Source organism: Rhodococcus sp. MEB041, assembly GCF_030208955.1.
Taxonomy (GTDB): domain Bacteria; phylum Actinomycetota; class Actinomycetes; order Mycobacteriales; family Mycobacteriaceae; genus Rhodococcoides.
Genome location: NZ_JARVSZ010000004.1, coordinates 194,265 through 211,594 on the forward strand (window position 1 = coordinate 194,265; position 17,330 = coordinate 211,594).

Sequence of the window (17,330 nt, forward strand, 5' to 3'; positions counted from 1 at the left end):
AGTGTTGTCGGGGCTGACGCCTGCCCTGACTGTCATCACACCTCCCTGGAGTCCTGTCGTGCTCTCGCTCTCTGCTGTCGCCCCCACCTCTCTGCGTCCCGCCGATCTGCTGCGCCTCACCGATCAAGGTGCGGCGGACGTGCTCGACGGTCGCCATGATGCGCTTCTCCCGCCCGGTGGAGTGTTCCCAGCCGGTGAACGGTGGTGTGCCCGTCTGCATTCGGACGATCTGGTCGACCTGTGGCTCATCAGCTGGGTACCGGACAAGTCCACCGAACTGCACGACCACGCCGGATCGCTCGGCGCGCTGACCGTCCTGAGCGGCTCGCTCAGCGAATACCGTTGGAACGGTGAGGGTCTGCATCACCGCCGCCTGGACGCGGGTGATCAGGCGTCCTTCCCGCTGGGGTGGGTCCACGACGTCACCCACGCACCGGCCCCGACATCGGACCCGGTGACCGTGAGCGGTCCGACACTGAGCGTGCACGCGTACTCGCCGCCGCTGACGGCCATGTCCTACTACGAGATCGGCGAGCGCGGTGCTCTGCGCCGCACCCGGTCCGTCCTGACCGACCTGCCCGAGGGAGACGCGTGATGACGACTCGACCCACCACCCGATCGAGCATCGACGACATGCTCGAGCGCGCACGGTCCACGTACCGCCGCACGGACGTCTCCGAGCTGGCCGATGCCGTCGCCCGCGGCGCGGTGCTCGTCGACATCCGCCCCCAGGCACAGCGCGCGCTGGAGGGGACCATGCCGGGGGCACTGGCCGTCGAGCGCAACGTCCTCGAGTGGCGGTGCGACCCCACGAGCAGCGCACGCCTGGCCATCGCGGTGGATCACGACGTCGAGTGGATCGTGCTGTGCTCCGAGGGCTACACCTCCTCGCTGGCCGCCGCGGCGCTGCAGGAACTGGGGCTCACGCGAGCGTCCGACGTCATCGGTGGGTACCGCGCCATCGTCGACGCCGGGCTCACCGGCGTCGTGGGGAGCGCACGGCACTGCCTGCGCGAAGGGCGCACTCTCGTCGCGCACTGACCTCTCTATAGGCTGGGCAGTCGTGACCGAGACACCACGAGCAGACACCGACCCCGCCGCCGTTCCCACCGACGACACCCCGGAACAGGTGCGCATCCGCCGCGAGAAGCGCGCCCGGCTGCTGGAGTCCGGGCGCGAGGCGTATCCGGTGTCGGTCGCGAGGACGCACTCGCTGGCCGAGGTCCGGGCTGCGCATCCCGCGCTCGAGCCGGACACACACACCGGCGAGCAGGTGGGGGTGGCCGGTCGCGTCATCTTCCTGCGCAACACCGGCAAACTCTGCTTCGCGACGCTGCAGGACGGGGACGGCACGCAGCTCCAGGCCATGATCTCCCTCGCCGGTGTCGGCGAGGACGCGCTGGCGCTGTGGAAGTCGGACGTCGATCTCGGCGACATGATCTTCGTGCACGGCGAGGTGATCAGCTCCCGACGCGGCGAGCTGAGCGTCATGGCGGACGAGTGGCAGATGGCGTCCAAGTCGCTGCGGCCCCTGCCCGTCGCCCACAAGGAGATGAACGAGGAGTCCCGCGTCCGCCAGCGGTACGTCGACCTCATCGTGCGTCCCGAGGCGCGGGAGAACGCCCGCCGCCGCGTCGCCGCGCTGCGCGCACTGCGTGACGGGCTCGAGCGCCGCGGATTCCTGGAGATCGAGACCCCGATGCTCCAGACGCTGCACGGCGGCGCCGCGGCCCGACCGTTCACGACGCACTCGAACGCGCTCGACATCGACCTGTTCCTCCGCATCGCTCCCGAACTGTTCCTCAAGCGGGCGGTCGTGGGCGGCATCGACCGGGTCTTCGAGATCAACCGCAACTTCCGCAACGAGGGCATCGACTCCACGCACTCCCCGGAGTTCGCGATGCTCGAGACGTACGAGGCCTACGGCACGTACGACGACTCCGCAGTGATGACGCGCGAGCTCGTGCAGGAAGTCGTCCAGGCCGTGTACGGGTCGCTCCAGGTCACCCTCGCGGACGGTTCCGCGTACGACTTCGCGGGCGAGTGGACCACCATCGAGATGTACCCGTCGTTGTCGGCCGCCGTCGGCATCGAGGTGACACCGGAGACGAGCCCGGGCGACCTGCGTGCGCTGGCCGATCGGGTGGGTCTCGCCGTGCCGACGGACAAGGGGTGGGGCCACGGCAAGCTGGTCGAGGAGCTGTGGGAGCACAGCTGCGGGGACCAGCTCCACACTCCGACGTTCGTCCGCAACTTCCCCGTGGAGACGTCGCCTCTGGTCCGGGCCCATCGCAGCATCCCCGGTGTGGTGGAGAAGTGGGACCTCTACGTGCGGGGCTTCGAGCTCGCCACCGGCTACTCGGAGCTCGTCGATCCCGTCGTGCAGCGCGAGCGCTTCGTCGATCAGGCCCGGCTGGCGTCGGTCGGCGACGACGAGGCCATGGTCCTCGACGAGGACTTCCTCACCGCCATGGAGTACGCGATGCCGCCCACAACGGGTACGGGAATGGGCATCGACCGCCTTCTGATGGCGCTCACAGGGCTGGGTATTCGCGAGACCATCCTCTTTCCATTGGTGCGTCCCGACCGCGGCTGACGCCCGAATGGAACATTCCACTCGGTACGCTGCAAGGCCTCGGTAATGCGCGCTATTATCGATCCTGCTCAGCGAAAAGTGTCGCTGTGTTCGGAGGGGGGAATGCGTCGAATGGTCAAGAAGGTGACGGTCACGCTGGTCGACGACGTCGACAACGTGCCGGCTGACGAGACGGTGTCGATCGGGTTGGACGGCACGTGGTTCGAGTTGGATCTGTCCAACTCGAACGCCGATGAGCTGCGGAAAGTCATGGATCAGTGGATCCAGCACGCACGGCGGGTGTCGACGCGGACGACCGGGGGAGGGCCGGTCGCGAGCTCGTCCGGGGGCACGCGGACACGCGGAGCGGCCGATCGGGCGCGCAGTGCTGCAATACGGGAATGGGCGCGCACGCAAGGTTTCGAGATCAGCGCGCGGGGCCGCATATCGTCCGAGATCGTGCGGGCCTGGGAACTTTCTTCGTGATTCTGTCCTGTCTGTCGGAGTCATTGTCATTCGATTGAATGACAATGACTCCAATGGATGGGCGGAATGTCCGTCACGTCTCATCACGCCGACCCATTGCCGTGGGTGCCGATCAGGAGTAGGCCGTTCGCTGCGGGCGAAGGCGGGAACGGTGAATCCGCTGTCGCTCGTGGTAACGAATCTCCGGTGCAGTGCGTTGTGACTGCATACAAGGGTGCCGGTGTCGTCCCGATGGACGCGCCGAGGGCATGGGAGCCACCGTTCGCCGTCGGATGAACTTCCCCGGCGGAGCGGCACTCGAAGGTCACGGCAACTAGAGTGAGAGTCGGGCTCGAGGTTCGGACTAGAGGGTCCGACGCCTGCCCCGTCATCAGTGTGAGGGAGAGCGATGTTCGAGAGGTTCACCGACCGCGCACGGCGCGTCGTCGTCCTGGCCCAAGAAGAGGCCCGGATGCTCAACCACAACTACATCGGCACGGAGCACATCCTGCTGGGTCTCATCCACGAGGGTGAAGGCGTGGCGGCGAAGTCTCTGGAGTCGCTCGGGATCTCCCTCGAAGGTGTACGCAGCCAGGTCGAGGAGATCATCGGCCAGGGCCAGCAGGCACCGTCCGGGCACATCCCGTTCACTCCGCGTGCCAAGAAGGTCCTCGAGCTCAGCCTGCGTGAGGCGCTGCAGCTCGGACACAACTACATCGGCACGGAGCACATCCTGCTCGGCCTCATCCGTGAGGGCGAGGGTGTGGCTGCGCAGGTGCTGGTCAAGCTCGGCGCCGATCTCAACCGCGTGCGCCAGCAGGTCATCCAGCTCCTGTCCGGATACCAGGGCAAGGAGCCCAGCGAGTCCGGCAGCAGCCGCGGCGAGGCGGGCACACCGTCCACGTCGCTGGTGCTCGACCAGTTCGGCCGCAACCTCACGCAGGCCGCACTCGAGGGCAAGCTCGACCCGGTGATCGGACGCGCGAAGGAGATCGAGCGCGTCATGCAGGTGCTGAGCCGCCGTACCAAGAACAACCCGGTACTCATCGGTGAGCCCGGCGTCGGCAAGACCGCCGTCGTCGAGGGCCTCGCGCAGGCGATCGTCAACGGCGAGGTTCCCGAGACGCTCAAGGACAAGCAGCTCTACACGCTGGACCTGGGCTCGCTCGTCGCCGGCAGCCGGTACCGCGGTGACTTCGAGGAGCGCCTGAAGAAGGTGCTCAAGGAGATCAACACCCGCGGCGACATCATCCTGTTCATCGACGAGCTGCACACGCTCGTCGGCGCGGGTGCTGCCGAGGGCGCGATCGACGCGGCCTCCATCCTGAAGCCGAAGCTCGCTCGTGGTGAGCTCCAGACCATCGGTGCCACCACGCTCGACGAGTACCGCAAGTACATCGAGAAGGACGCGGCCCTCGAGCGTCGCTTCCAGCCGGTGCAGGTCGGCGAGCCGTCGGTCGATCACACGATCGAGATCCTCAAGGGTCTGCGCGACCGGTACGAGGCGCATCACCGCGTCTCGATCACCGACAGCGCGCTCGTGGCGGCCGCGACCCTGGCCGACCGGTACATCAACGACCGCTTCCTGCCGGACAAGGCGATCGACCTCATCGACGAGGCGGGCGCGCGCATGCGCATCCGTCGGATGACGGCGCCGCCAGACCTGCGCGACTTCGACGACAAGATCGCCGATGCTCGTCGGGAGAAGGAGTCCGCGATCGACGCGCAGGACTTCGAGAAGGCCGCCAACCTGCGCGACAAGGAGAAGCAGCTCGTCGCGCAGCGCGCCGAGCGCGAGAAGCAGTGGCGTAGCGGAGACCTCGACGTCATCGCCGAGGTCGACGACAACGAGATCGCCGAGGTCCTGGGCAACTGGACCGGCATCCCCGTGTTCAAGCTGACCGAGGAGGAGACCACGCGTCTCCTGCGCATGGAGGACGAACTCCACAAGCGCATCATCGGCCAGGTCGAGGCGGTCAAGGCGGTCTCGAAGGCCATCCGCCGTACCCGCGCAGGACTGAAGGACCCGAAGCGTCCGTCCGGCTCGTTCATCTTCGCCGGCCCGTCCGGTGTGGGTAAGACGGAGCTGTCGAAGGCTCTGGCGAACTTCCTGTTCGGCGAGGACGACGCGCTCATCCAGATCGACATGGGCGAGTTCCACGACCGGTTCACCGCATCGCGTCTGTTCGGTGCGCCCCCCGGATACGTGGGCTACGAAGAGGGTGGCCAGCTCACCGAGAAGGTGCGCCGCAAGCCGTTCTCCGTGGTGCTGTTCGACGAGATCGAGAAGGCTCACCAGGAGATCTACAACACGCTCCTGCAGGTGCTCGAGGACGGCCGTCTCACCGACGGTCAGGGTCGTACGGTCGACTTCAAGAACACCGTGCTGATCTTCACCTCGAACCTCGGTACGTCGGACATCTCCAAGGCCGTCGGGCTGGGCTTCTCCTCGGGTGAGGGCAGTGGCTCCAACTACGAGCGCATGAAGCTCAAGGTGCACGACGAGCTGAAGAAGCACTTCCGCCCCGAGTTCCTGAACCGCATCGACGACATCGTCGTCTTCCACCAGCTCACCAAGGACGAGATCATCCAGATGGTCGATCTCATGCTGGCGCGGGTGGAGGTTGCGCTCAAGAACAAGGACATGGCCATCGAGGTCACGGACAAGGGCAAGGCGCTCCTGGCCAAGCGTGGATTCGACCCGGTGTTGGGTGCGCGTCCGCTGCGTCGCACGATCCAGCGCGAGATCGAGGACCAGCTGTCCGAGAAGATCCTGTTCGGCGAGATCGAGCCGGGTCAGATCGTGCTGGTCGACGTCGACAACTGGGACGGCGAAGGACAGGGCGAAGACGCAGTCTTCACCTTCCGCGGCGAGAAGAAGCCGATCAGCCTTCCCGACGAGTTGACCGTCGACCTGGCGAAGTCAGGCGAGAGCTCCGAGTAGTACGTACGCACGGCAACGGGCGGGACCCTCACGGGTCTCGCCCGTTCTGCGCTCGTGGTGTCTCTCGCGATGAGTTCGGCCGCACCGCCCGGTCTGTACCGGTATGGCTACTGCAACCGTGAACTCGATGCTCCTGTCCAGCCCCGATCCCGAAGCGCTCGCCCGGTGGTACGGGGAGGTGTTCGAGGCGCCGCCGATGTCGATGGGCCCGTACACCGTGATCGACCTCGACGGCTTCTTCGTCATGTTCGACAAGCGTGACGACGTGACGGGCCCGAATCGAGAGGGTGCGCGCGTCGTCCTGAACGTGGAACCGGACGACCCGGAGGCGGTCGCCGGTCGAATCGACGCGCTCGGCGGCGAGTGGGTGAGTCCCCTCGAGAGCCGCGACGGGGACCTGTTCGCCACCGCGAAGGATCCCGACGGCAACTGGATCCAGCTGGTCCGTCTGCGGGACGAGATGGAAGCGCAGATGGGCGCTCCGACGACGCCGTTCTCCGGCATCGCGGTCCGAGACATGGAGGACACCACGCGCTTCTACCGCAATGTCCTGGGCATGCGCGTACTGCCGTCCGAGATGGGTACTTCCTGGATTCGCATCGACCGACGCACCAGCATGCTCGCCTACCCCAAGCCGGATCACGTACCGGCCACGCACACCGTGCTGAACATCCCGACGCGTGACATCGACGCCACGGTCGCCGACCTCACAGCGCGAGGTGTCGAGTTCGTCCGATACGACGGGGCACCGCAGGACGACAAGGGTGTCATGCGGGGGAACGGCCCGGACATCGCGTGGTTCACCGACCCGTCCGGCAACGTCCTTGCGGTGATCGCCGTCGACCCGAGCGTCTGACCTGGCATCGGTTCGAAGTCGACAGCCGCTGGATACTCTGAACGAGTCAAGAGTTCCCCAGCGACAAGGATGGCTGATGCCTACTCGTACAGCACGGACAGCATGGAACGGTTCACTCGAGGAAGGCTCGGGACAGGTCGAGCTCTCCAGCTCGAAGGTCGGCACGTACGACGTGTCGTTCCCCAAGCGTGCGGCGGACGACGCGGGCGGCACCACCAGCCCCGAGGAGCTCATCGCCGCAGCGCACTCGTCCTGCTACGCCATGCAGCTCTCGGCCGTCATCGCCGAGGCCGGTGGCACTCCGCAGAGCCTCGACGTCACCGCCGAGGTGTCGCTCGGACCGGACGAGGTCGGCTTCAAGCTGACCGGCATCACGATCACGGTGCGCGGTGAGGTCGACGGTCTGGACGCCGACGGCTTCGCGAAGGCAGCGCAGAACGCCAAGGAGACCTGCCCGGTGAGCAAGGCCCTGACGGGCGTCGAGATCACGCTCGACGCCGCTCTCGAGAGCTAACGCAACAGCTCGAACGTCCCCTGGACGACGGCGAACGCGTAGGCGTTGTCCAGGGGGCCGATCGCCTCGTCGGACTGCAGTTGGGTGGCCACCACCCAGTTCTGTCCCCGAGCGTCGGTCAAGAGCCAGGACCCCGCCACGTCGCCCGCGGCGTTGCCGTTCTTGTAGCCCACGTACGGCCAGCGGCCGGGATCGACCTCGGCGCCGGGGTTCAGCGCGAGGACCTGGCGCACGACGTCGCTCTGCGGACCCGTGATCAACGCCGCGTACGCGCGGCAGATGTCGTTCGCGCTGCCGAACCACTCGACTCCGTCCGGCGTACCGGGCCTCGTCGCGATGCCCTGGTAGTCGAGGTCGGCGGTCACCGGATCGACGGGTTCGCTGTCGATGGTGCGATTCTCGATACCGGCCAGGATGTCGCGGCGGGTCTGCGTGTCGGCGTCGCGCCACTGCGCCCGCAGGTCCGGCCGTCCCCACCCGAGCACGAAGAACTCGCGTGTCGTCGGAAAGGGCGTCAGCGCCGCAGGATTCGCGGCGCCCATGATGGTGACCTCGGACTCGACCGCGTCCCGTCCGATGCGATCCATCAGCAGATCGGTGGCCGTGTTGTCGCTGATCGCGATCATCGCGTCGGTCGCCTCGCGCACCGTCACCGGTGTTCCCTCGGGAGCGAACTGCAACTGTCCCGACGGGGCCGACTTGCGTGCGTCGGTCACGGTCAACTGCTCGTCCCACGACAGCGTCCCGTTGTCGACGGCCCGCGCGACCGCGCCGAGCACGTACAGCTTCGCGACGGAGGCGAGCGGCAGGGAGTCGTCCGCGTTCAGGCTGTGAACGGGAGTACAGGTGCCGTCGGTGACGCGGGAGGCGACGTAGGACGTGCGGGCACCGAGAGCGGTGAGCGCGGCGTCCGACGAGGCGAAGGAGTCGACGCCCTCGGTGTCGGGCAGAGCCTGGATCCCGGACAGCAGGCCGTCCTCGGTGGCGCGCAGTCGTAGCGTCACGGGCGCGTTCCGGCCGGTGCTCAGTTGCACGGTGGACTCGAGGCCGTCCTCGGTCCGTTCGCCCACGGTGAGGGGGCCACTCGCCAGGATCTGCGCGACGGGACCGAGCAGCCCGCCGACCTGAGCCAGTGCCTGCGCCAGCTCGGGCGCCGCGAAGGAGTCGATCGCGGCCGGGTCGAGCGTGGTGGGGTCCGGCGTCGTGATCCAACCGAGGACGGTGTCGGTGACCGCCGTGATCGGCGCGCCGGCGGCCGGGGCAGCGGTCGTGTCGGCGGGTTCCGTCGTGGATCCGTCGCCGCGCGCGGCTCCCGACTCGAGCAGCGGATCGACGCCTGCGGAGCATCCGGCGAGCGTGAGAGTCGCGGTGACGGCAGCGGCCAGAATGGCGTACCTGCGTGACGTGGGCATGTGTCGCCGACCTCGTTCCCGCTCGAACTGCTGTGGCTCGAACTGCCGTGAAGAACCGACCTTACCTACAGTCATGTCCGGGTTTACTGGTCGGCCGGTCCGTCTCGACGGGCCGGAACGTCCAGGACGACGTCGAACTCCAGCAACGAGGCACCCGAGGCGACCGGCTTCGCCCGCTCACCGGAATGGGCCTCGCGAGCCGGTCCACCCGACCAGGCCTGGAACGACTCCTCGTCCTCCCACTGCGTGACGACGAAGTAGCGGCTCTCGCCCTTGACCGGGCGGAGCAGCTAGAAACCGAGGAAACCGGGTGAGCCGTCGACCGATCCGGCGCGGGCGGCGAAGCGCTTCTCGAGTTCGGGGCCGGCGCCCTCGGGCACCTCGATGGCGTTGATCTTGACCACTGGCATGGACCCGAGGCTACCTGCGACGGTTACGGTCGAGCGATGCTGGACGACCACGGCGGCTCCGGAGTGCCCCTCGTGTTGCTGCACGGCCTGATGGGCGGCCCGGACACGTGGCGGCGGCAGGTGCCCTGGTTGCGGGAGCACGGCCACGTCCTCGCCGCCCGGGCGGCGGGACACGGGCGTGCTGCTCCGGCGACCCTCACCACGGAGGCGTTCGTCGACGAGCTGCGCGAGGCGCTGGCGCCGTTCGAGTCCGTGATCCTGATCGGTCACTCCATGGGCGCGCTCCACGCGTGGTGCCTCGCGGCGCGCGAACCGGATCGGGTGCGCGGGATCGTCGTCGAGGACATGGCTCCCGACTTCCGCGGTCGCACCTCCGACGGGTGGGCCGCCGTCATCCGTGCGTGGCCCCAGCCGTTCCCCGACGAGGCCGCGGTTCTGGCGTACTTCGGTGACGTCGCGGGGCAGTACTTCCTCGACTCCTTCGAGCGGACGCCGGACGGGCTGCACCTGCACGGAGACGTGGACACGTTCGCGGCGATCTCGGACGAATGGGGACGACGCGACTTCTGGGACGAGTGGCGAGCAGTGCGTGCTCCCGCGCTGCTGCTCGAGGCGGAGCACACGGTCACTCCAGCGGGTCAGATGGCGAGAATGGCTGCACTGCATCACGACTCGACGTACGAGGTGGTCGCCGGCGCCGGGCATCTGGTGCACGACGATCGGCCGGGGGAGTACCGGCGCGCTGTCGAGTCGTTCCTACGAGCCCTCCCCGGCGAGCGCGAAGGCGCCGGCGGACGTCTGCTCGACGAGCCCGTCGACCAGTAGCGAGTTCAGGGCACGGTCACGTTGGCCGGGATCGGTCGTCCACACCAGATCGAGCTCGGACTTCTCCACCGGACCCATCGTGGAGCGCAGTACGTCCATCAGTTTTCCGCGCACCTGCCGATCGGTTCCGGCGAACTTCTGCACCTTCCTCGGCGGTCCGTCGTGCGCCGGCCGACCGGCCTCGACCCACGCGCACGACGGGAGCGGGCAGTCCGCGCAGGCGGGATTGCGTGCGGTGCAGATGACGGCGCCGAGCTCCATCAGTGCCGCCGACAGAGTGGCCGCGGTGGCGACGTCCTCGGGTAGCAAGGCCTCGGTGTCTGCGAGATCTCGTGTGGTGCTGGGGTTTCCGGGCTCGGCGCGGCCGTGGACCGCACGGGCGACGACGCGCCGCACGTTGGTGTCGACGACGGGGACCCGCTGCCCGTAGGCGAAGCAGGCGACGGCGCGCGCGGTGTACGCCCCGACACCCGGCAGGGTCAGCAGCGTCTCGACATCCGACGGCGTCTCGTCGCCGTGGTGCTCGGCGAGGACGGCGGCGCAGTCGTGCAGGCGTGCGGCGCGACGGGGATAGCCGAGCTTGCCCCAGGCCCGCAGGACGTCGGCCCGCGACGACGCGGCCATGGCGGACGGCACCGGCCATCGCTGTACCCACTCGACCCAGATCGGAGCGACCCGCGCCACCGGAGTCTGCTGCAGCATCACCTCGCTCATCAGGATCTGCCACCCGCTGACACCGCTACGGCGCCACGGCAGATCCCTGGCCTCGCGTCGGTACCACGAGACCAGAACCTCGCTGTCCATGTCTGTGATCCTTCCCGGAAGTCGGGGCCGCCACCGGCGGGTGACTCATGTTTCGGTAACAATGAGTCCATGCCTAATTCGAGTCCCCGCTCAGCATGGAACGCACTCGTCGAGGGTAATCGCCGTTTCGTCGACGGCCGCCCGGAGCATCCCAGCCAGGGGGTGGATCACCGCGCGTCGCTCGTCGACGGTCAACACCCCACCGCGATCGTCTTCGGGTGCTCCGATTCCCGGGTGGCAGCCGAGATCATCTTCGACCAGGGCCTCGGCGACATGTTCGTCGTCCGCACGGCCGGCCAGGTCGTCGACTCGGCTGTTCTGGGTTCCCTGGAGTTCGGCGCCGAGGTCCTCGAAGCGCCGCTGATCGTCATTCTCGGCCACGACAGCTGTGGTGCCGTCAAGGCGACCATCAACGCGCTGGACGAGGGCACCGTCCCCGGTGGCTTCATCCGCGACATCGTCGAGCGGGTCACGCCGTCCGTCCTCAACGCCCACCGACTGGGGTACACGCGCGCCGACGACGTCGAGGCGCGCCACGTCCTCGAGACCGGAAAGTTGCTGATCGATCGGTCGTCGATCCTCGAGAAGCGCGTCGCCGCGGGAAAACTCGCCATCGTCGGCCTCACGTACAAGCTGGCCGAGGGCAAGGTGGAGTTCCAGGGCGCGCTGGGCGACATCGGACACGTCGAGATGGGGTCGACCGACCGCACCGATGCGAGTGATCTGCTCACCTCGTCGGCGACGGCGAGCGACACGCCGTAGTAGGTGCCGCTCGGTCACCGCGTCGGCACATACGGTTGACCTGTGCTCGAGCCGAACGGACCCTTGCCTCCCGAGATCTACTGGCGACGCCGCGCGCTCGCGATCGGTGGCGCAGTGGTGGTCATCGGACTCGTGGTGTGGCTGGTGGTGTCGCTCGCCGGTGGCGGGTCGCAGGATTCCGAGTCCACCGCGGCGTCCGCCTCGCTCGCACCGTCCGCTGCCACGACGTACCGCCCCGACGCGTCCGCGACCGGAGGCTCCGCTCCGGCAGGAGGTTCCGGTGGTGGCGGCGGAGGCGGAGACGCCGCGTCCTCGTCGTCGGCGACGTCCACGTCCGCCACGACGTCCTCTGCGCCCGTCGCTCCCGGTCAGTGCGCGGATCAGTCTCTCGCCGTGAAGGCCTCGCCCGATCAGCCGTCCTACCCCGCGGGGCAGGAGCCGGCGTTCACCGTCGTCGTCACCAACATCGGAACCTCGGCATGCGAGCGCGATCTGGGTTCGGGTCTGCAGCAGGTGCTGGTCTATACGCTGGAGGGGCAGCGACTCTGGTCGAACGTCGACTGCTTCCCCACCACGACTCCCGACATCCGCACGCTGCAGCCCGGTGAGCAGGCGCCGTTCGCCGTGAAGTGGTCCGCGACCACCTCCGAGCCCGGGTGCGCGGCGCCGCGGAACCCGGTGGGCCCCGGTGGATACAGCGTGGTCGGCCAGCTCGGCCAGCTGCGCAGCGCGCCGGAGACGTTCAACATCACGTAGCGCACGTCCGTTCCGCCTCAGCGAGGTCGGTTCCCGCGGCAGTTCCGCGTTCCGGCAGGTGCTGCAGTCGCAGCGCGAACACGAAAACCATACGGGAGCCGGCCGACTAATCGAACGGGAAGGCCGGGAGCCGGCCGATTAGTCGAACGGGAAGGCCGGAGGCCGGCCGACTAATCGAACGGGAAGGCCGGGAGCCGGCCGATCAGTCGAACGGGAAGGCCGGAGGCCGGCCGACTAATCGAACGGGAAGGCCGGAGGCCGGCCGATCAATCGAACGGGAAGGCCGGAGGCCGGCCGATCAATCGAAGGGCCCCGAGATGCTGGCCTCGGCCATGCGGGACAGGCCTTCTCTGATGTGCCGGGCCCACAGCCCACCGATGCCCTCGACGGACTGCAGGTCGGCTGCGGTGGCGGCCAGCAGTGTCTGCAGGGTGCCGAAGTGCCCGACCAGTCGGTGGATCTGCGTGAACTGCAGCCGCGGAACGCGGGTGAGCAACCGGTACCCGCGGGGACTCATCGGTGCGTCGAGCGCCTCGATGGTGCCGGGGTAGCCGAAGGCACGAGCGATGACCGTGAGGTCGAGCAGGTCGACGTCGGTGAGCCGGTCGAGTGCCGCGAGGGAGCGTTCGACGGCCGCGGTGGTGGGTGTGTCGGTGCCGGCGAGGTAGTCGCGGACGACGAGTTGGCGCGCGGAGTCGTTGTCGCCCACCAGTTCTTCGAGCTGCAGGGCGAGCTGGCGCCCGTCGATACCGAGCTCGAGAACGTTCTGTTCGATCTCGACGGACACGCGCCGGACCATCTCGAGGCGCTGCGCGACGGTGAGCGCGTCGCGCAACGTCACCGAGTCCTCGATCTCCGTGACGGACAGTTGGCGGCTGACCTCGTCGAGGCGCGCCTTGTACCGCTCGAGGGTGGCCACGGCCTGGTTGGCGCGGGACAGGATGGTCGCGGAACCCTCGATGACGTGCCGGGTTCCGCCGACGTAGACGCTGAGGATGCTCATCGACTGGCTGACGGACACCACGGGGTAGCCGGTGTGGATCGCGGTGCGCTCGGCGGCGCGGTGGCGGGTACCGGACTCGACCGTGGGGATGGTGTGGTCGGGGACGAGCTGCACGTTGGCGCGGACGATGCGCGAACCGTCGGTGGACAACACGACGGCGCCGTCCATCTTGGACAGTTCGCGGAGCCGGGTGGGGGCGAACTCGACATCGAGGTCGAAGCCGCCGTCGCAGATGCTCTCGACCTGTTCGTCGTACCCGAGGACGATCAGTCCGCCGGTGCGGCCACGCAGGATGCGCTCGAGACCGTCGCGCAATGTGGTGCCCGGGGCGAGGTCGGCGATGGCGTCACGCAGGGACGAGTGGGGTACCGGGAAGCCGAGGGAGATGTCCGGAGTCGTCACGGTGTCGGTCACTGGTCCCCCTCCCACGTCGTTCCCGGTTGCCGGTGGTGCAGAGTCAGGGTACCGGTACTCACCGCACCGGCGTTCCGTCCGCGGGTCGAGTGGTCTACTTCCGTCGTCGCTCGAAGGCTCCCTGCATCGCGCCGGCGACGTCGGTGACCCGGACGACCCGCATGCCCGGTGGATCTCCGGCCGTGTCGTCCTTCACGCCGCGGCGCTGGTCGGACGGGACGATCGCGGAGGTGAACCCCAGCCGCGCGGCCTCGGCGAGGCGCCGGTCGACGCCGACCACGCGCCGGACCTCTCCGGCCAGCCCCACCTCGCCGAGTACCACCATTCCCGGGGGCAGGGCGGTGTCACGGGCCGCGGAGGCGACCGCGAGTGCCAACGCGAGATCGACGACGGGCTCGGTGGTCCGCATACCGCCGATGGTGGCGGCGTAGACCTCCCGGCTGCTGAGCTGCACGCCGCAGCGACGTTCGAGGACCGCGAGGATCATCGACACCCGGGAGGCGTCGAGACCGCTGACGGCCCGGCGAGGCGTGGGCATGTGCGACGGCGCGACGAGTGCCTGGACCTCCGCGAGCAGGGCCCTCTTGCCGTCCATCGTGACGGTGACGGCGGTGCCGGGGACCGAGTCGGCGCGGTGGTGCAGGAACAGGCCGGACGGATCGCTGACGCCGTGGATGCCGCCCTCGCGGAGTTCGAAGCAGCCCACCTCGTCGGCGGCGCCGAAGCGGTTCTTGACGCCGCGGACCATGCGCAGGGTGGAGTGCTTGTCGCCCTCGAAGTGCAGGACGACGTCGACGAGGTGCTCGAGCGAGCGCGGCCCGGCGACCGCGCCGTCCTTCGTGACGTGGCCGACGAGGATGACGGCCGTGCCGCTGCCCTTGGCGAGGGACGTCAGCGCCGAGGTGATGGCACGGACCTGGGTGACGCCGCCGATGACGCCGTCCACGTCGGACGCCTGCATGGTCTGCACGGAGTCGACGACGACGAGAGTGGGCGCGACCTGGTCGACGTGGCCGAAGATGGTGGCCAGGTCGTTCTCTGCGGCGAGGAACACGCGCTCGTGCACGGCGCCTGTCCGGTCGGCGCGCAGACGCACCTGCCCCGCCGACTCCTCACCCGTGACGTAGAGCGCGATGTCCTGCGGGCTGCGCTCGGCCCACTGCTTGACCACCTCGAGCAGGAGGGTGGACTTGCCGACGCCCGGTTCACCCGCGAGCAGCACCACCGAGCCGGGCACGATGCCGCCGCCGAGCACGCGGTCGAGCTCGTCGACCCCGGTGGGACGGGCGATGGAGGACGTGCTGGAGACCTGTGTGAGCGGAAGTGCCGGCGACGTCGGGATCATCGACGCGCCGCCCGCCCGAACGGCGCTCGCACCCGGGCGGGACGACACGGAGGCGAGGAGGGTGACCTCGTCCATCGAGCCCCACGTCTCGCACTCGGGGCAGCGGCCGACCCACTTGGCCACGGTGTGCTGACAGGCCGAACAGCGATAACTGGTACGAGTCTTGGCCACTCGCGAAGACTAGAGGTGTCTACCGACAGGAATGCTCGGCCGACGGGGGACCGTCAGCCGTTGGCCTCGTCGTCGAGGCGCGGGGTGACGGGGCCCGGATCGACGGGCACGCTGACGGTGACGTCGCCGGCCTGCTGGAACGTGAAGGTGACCGGGACGGTGAGTCCGGGGCGCACGTTCTCGGAGAGGTCCTCCATCACGGCGGTGATGGACTGCGACCCCTCGGGGGCGGTGGGGTCCTGGTCCGCGGGCACTCCGGACGCGACGGACGCCTGCGCCGGGATCTCGATGGAGGTGCCACCGGTGGCACCGGTGACGACGACCTCGGCTGCACCCTCGGTCTCGATGCCGGTGATGCGGTCCGGTGTGGTCTCGCTGGTGTTGATCGCCGTGAAGATCAGCTCCGCGCGGCCACCGGGCTCGAGCACGAACTCGTCGGAGGAGGGGTAGGCGACGTGCACGTTGCGCAGGGAGACGGTGCCCTGGTCCGCGCCGTTACCGTTGACCGCGGCGACCTGCGTCGCCGTCTGGGAGATCTGCCCGGCGCTGCACGCGGAGAGGCTGATCACCGTGCCGAGAGCGAGCGCGACGCCGGTCGCGACTCGGGCCGGCCGGATCCGGGCGGTAGATGCGGTCACTGGTCGTCCTCCACTGGTCGTCATCGAGAGTTGTGCCGACGGGCGGCCACCACCACGCAGCGTAGTAGTTCGCCGTCCGGACGTGTGGATCGGGTGACGCCAGTCGGTGCCGGAGCGGGCCGAACAGCCTGCTCGATACATGTATCCCGCCCCCTGTCAAGAGCGTCCCCACCAGCCCTGTGCCCCTGACCTGCACCGTTGGAACGACCCCGGATCGGAGGCGTGTTAAACTGGCCATATCGAAAGGGGCACCGAACACATGATTTTCAAGGTCGGAGACACCGTCGTTTACCCGCACCACGGAGCGGCGCTGATCGAAAATATCGAGACACGCACCATCAAGGGCGAGGCCAAGGAATATCTCGTTCTCAAGGTAGCCCAGGGTGATCTCACCGTTCGAGTTCCTGCCGACAACGCCGAGTACGTGGGTGTCCGGGACGTCGTCGGCCAGGAGGGTCTGGACAAGGTGTTCCAGGTTCTCCGCGCGCCGCACACCGAGGAGCCCACCAACTGGTCGCGCCGGTACAAGGCCAACCTGGAGAAGCTCGCGTCGGGTGACGTGAACAAGGTGGCCGAGGTCGTGCGCGATCTGTGGCGTCGTGAGCAGGACCGCGGCCTGTCCGCTGGTGAGAAGCGCATGCTGGCGAAGGCACGTCAGATCCTGGTCGGCGAGCTCGCACTCGCCGAGGGAACCGACGAGGTCAGGGCGGACTCCATGCTGGACGAGGTTCTGGCCGCGGCGTCCTGACGCGCGTGTGACGGACGTCGTCGCGCTCGTTCCGGCAGCCGGATCGGGCGTACGCCTCGGGGAGAACATGCCCAAGGCGTTCGTGGAACTCGCGGGACGCACTCTGCTCGAGTGGGCGCTGGACGGCCTATCGGCCTCCGGCGCCCTTTCTCGTGTCGTGGTGGTGGTCCCGAACATTTTGCAGGACACGACCTCTCGTCTGGTCGAGTCCTGCGTCCTGCCGGTCGACGTCGTCGTCGGCGGAGCCGAGCGCACCGATTCGGTGCGGGCCGGCCTGGCAGTGGCCGGTGCGGCGGACATCGTGCTCGTGCACGACGCCGCACGCTGCCTGACGCCGCCGAGCCTGATCACCCGCGTCGTCGAGGCGGTCGGCGCCGGCGCGTCGGCCGTGGTGCCGGTGCTGCCCGTCGTCGACACGATGAAGTCCGTCGATGCCGCCGGTGTGGTCACCGGAACGGTCGACCGGGCCACGCTGCGCTCGGTGCAGACGCCGCAGGGATTCGACGGGGTGACCCTGAGGCGTGCCTACGATTCCTTTCCCGAGACGGCCACCGACGACGCCGGCCTGGTCGAACGTCTGGGAGTCGACGTGCACACGGTCGTCGGCGACGCCGAGGCCTTCAAGATCACCACCCCGATGGATCTGGTCCTGGCTCGCGCACTCGTCGCCCGCCGGACACAGTCGTGA

The 17,330-nt window shown here is 68.5% G+C and carries 17 protein-coding genes and 1 pseudogene; 12 read left to right on the plus strand and 6 right to left on the minus strand.

Going from position 1 to position 17,330, the window contains the following annotated elements:
• Positions 1 to 58: 58 nt before the first annotated feature.
• The 7 genes from QRN16_RS12925 (at position 59) to QRN16_RS12955 (ending at position 7,354) form a co-directional block, all read left to right on the plus strand.
• Positions 59 to 595: a cysteine dioxygenase gene (locus QRN16_RS12925; RefSeq protein WP_235579015.1), complete on the plus strand. Its 537-nt coding sequence runs from the start codon at positions 59 to 61 to the stop codon at positions 593 to 595.
• Positions 595 to 1,041 (plus strand): rhodanese-like domain-containing protein, encoded by a 447-nt coding sequence (locus QRN16_RS12930; RefSeq protein WP_027506462.1) that lies wholly within the window; start codon positions 595 to 597, stop codon positions 1,039 to 1,041. The genes QRN16_RS12925 and QRN16_RS12930 overlap by 1 nt, the downstream gene beginning before the upstream one ends.
• A 22-nt stretch (positions 1,042 to 1,063) precedes the next feature.
• Complete coding sequence (lysS, locus tag QRN16_RS12935; protein ID WP_285187305.1) at positions 1,064 to 2,596, plus strand: lysine--tRNA ligase; 1,533 nt, start codon at positions 1,064 to 1,066, stop codon at positions 2,594 to 2,596.
• A gap of 111 nt (positions 2,597 to 2,707) precedes the next feature.
• Entirely contained in the window at positions 2,708 to 3,061 is a 354-nt protein-coding gene (locus tag QRN16_RS12940; RefSeq protein WP_285187306.1) for a histone-like nucleoid-structuring protein Lsr2, read from the plus strand.
• Positions 3,062 to 3,449: 388 nt separating this feature from the next.
• Complete coding sequence (locus QRN16_RS12945; RefSeq protein WP_027506459.1) at positions 3,450 to 5,984, plus strand: ATP-dependent Clp protease ATP-binding subunit; 2,535 nt, start codon at positions 3,450 to 3,452, stop codon at positions 5,982 to 5,984.
• Positions 5,985 to 6,087: 103 nt separating this feature from the next.
• Entirely contained in the window at positions 6,088 to 6,840 is a 753-nt protein-coding gene (locus tag QRN16_RS12950; protein WP_222633171.1) for a VOC family protein, read from the plus strand.
• Positions 6,841 to 6,916: 76 nt separating this feature from the next.
• Positions 6,917 to 7,354, plus strand: a complete 438-nt coding sequence (locus tag QRN16_RS12955) for an OsmC family protein (RefSeq protein ID WP_027506457.1) — start codon at positions 6,917 to 6,919, stop codon at positions 7,352 to 7,354.
• Here the strand turns inward: QRN16_RS12955 and QRN16_RS12960 are convergent.
• Together QRN16_RS12960 and QRN16_RS12965 are read right to left on the minus strand one after the other, a co-directional pair.
• Entirely contained in the window at positions 7,351 to 8,766 is a 1,416-nt protein-coding gene (locus QRN16_RS12960; protein WP_285187307.1) for a serine hydrolase, read from the minus strand. The two genes, QRN16_RS12955 and QRN16_RS12960, sit on opposite strands and share 4 nt — an antisense overlap.
• Positions 8,767 to 8,849: 83 nt before the next feature.
• Positions 8,850 to 9,176 (minus strand): annotated as a pseudogene (locus tag QRN16_RS12965) (antibiotic biosynthesis monooxygenase family protein).
• A 36-nt stretch (positions 9,177 to 9,212) separates the two neighbouring features.
• On the opposite strand from QRN16_RS12965, the gene QRN16_RS12970 reads away from it, so the two are divergent.
• Positions 9,213 to 10,001, plus strand: coding sequence for an alpha/beta fold hydrolase (locus tag QRN16_RS12970; protein WP_051613515.1), 789 nt, complete (start codon positions 9,213 to 9,215; stop codon positions 9,999 to 10,001).
• On the opposite strand, the gene QRN16_RS12975 is transcribed toward QRN16_RS12970, so the two are convergent.
• Positions 9,933 to 10,805: an iron-sulfur binding domain-containing protein gene (locus QRN16_RS12975; RefSeq protein WP_037186305.1), complete on the minus strand. Its 873-nt coding sequence runs from the start codon at positions 10,803 to 10,805 to the stop codon at positions 9,933 to 9,935. The genes QRN16_RS12970 and QRN16_RS12975 overlap by 69 nt on opposite strands.
• Positions 10,806 to 10,874: 69 nt before the next feature.
• Here QRN16_RS12975 and QRN16_RS12980 point away from each other — a divergent pair, with 69 nt between their 5' ends.
• Together QRN16_RS12980 and QRN16_RS12985 are read left to right on the plus strand one after the other, a co-directional pair.
• A complete protein-coding gene (locus QRN16_RS12980; RefSeq protein WP_051613514.1) occupies positions 10,875 to 11,567 on the plus strand; it encodes a carbonic anhydrase in 693 nt (230 codons plus the stop codon).
• 42 nt (positions 11,568 to 11,609) lie between these two features.
• Positions 11,610 to 12,323, plus strand: a complete 714-nt coding sequence (locus QRN16_RS12985; protein ID WP_056443587.1) for a hypothetical protein — start codon at positions 11,610 to 11,612, stop codon at positions 12,321 to 12,323.
• 298 nt (positions 12,324 to 12,621) lie between these two features.
• On the opposite strand, the gene disA is transcribed toward QRN16_RS12985, so the two are convergent.
• From disA to QRN16_RS13000, 3 genes are all read right to left on the minus strand, one after another.
• Positions 12,622 to 13,713, minus strand: a complete 1,092-nt coding sequence (gene disA, locus QRN16_RS12990; protein WP_027506453.1) for a DNA integrity scanning diadenylate cyclase DisA — start codon at positions 13,711 to 13,713, stop codon at positions 12,622 to 12,624.
• Positions 13,714 to 13,834: 121 nt separating this feature from the next.
• Positions 13,835 to 15,256 (minus strand): DNA repair protein RadA, encoded by a 1,422-nt coding sequence (gene radA, locus QRN16_RS12995; RefSeq protein WP_027506452.1) that lies wholly within the window; start codon positions 15,254 to 15,256, stop codon positions 13,835 to 13,837.
• Positions 15,257 to 15,309: 53 nt separating this feature from the next.
• Entirely contained in the window at positions 15,310 to 15,894 is a 585-nt protein-coding gene (locus QRN16_RS13000) for a copper chaperone PCu(A)C domain-containing protein (RefSeq protein ID WP_027506451.1), read from the minus strand.
• A gap of 259 nt (positions 15,895 to 16,153) precedes the next feature.
• Here QRN16_RS13000 and QRN16_RS13005 point away from each other — a divergent pair, with 259 nt between their 5' ends.
• Positions 16,154 to 16,642 (plus strand): CarD family transcriptional regulator, encoded by a 489-nt coding sequence (locus tag QRN16_RS13005; protein ID WP_027506450.1) that lies wholly within the window; start codon positions 16,154 to 16,156, stop codon positions 16,640 to 16,642.
• Positions 16,643 to 16,649: 7 nt separating this feature from the next.
• Positions 16,650 to 17,330 carry a 2-C-methyl-D-erythritol 4-phosphate cytidylyltransferase gene (gene ispD / locus QRN16_RS13010; protein ID WP_222633166.1) on the plus strand — a complete coding sequence of 227 codons (681 nt, stop codon included), beginning with the start codon at positions 16,650 to 16,652 and terminating at the stop codon, positions 17,328 to 17,330.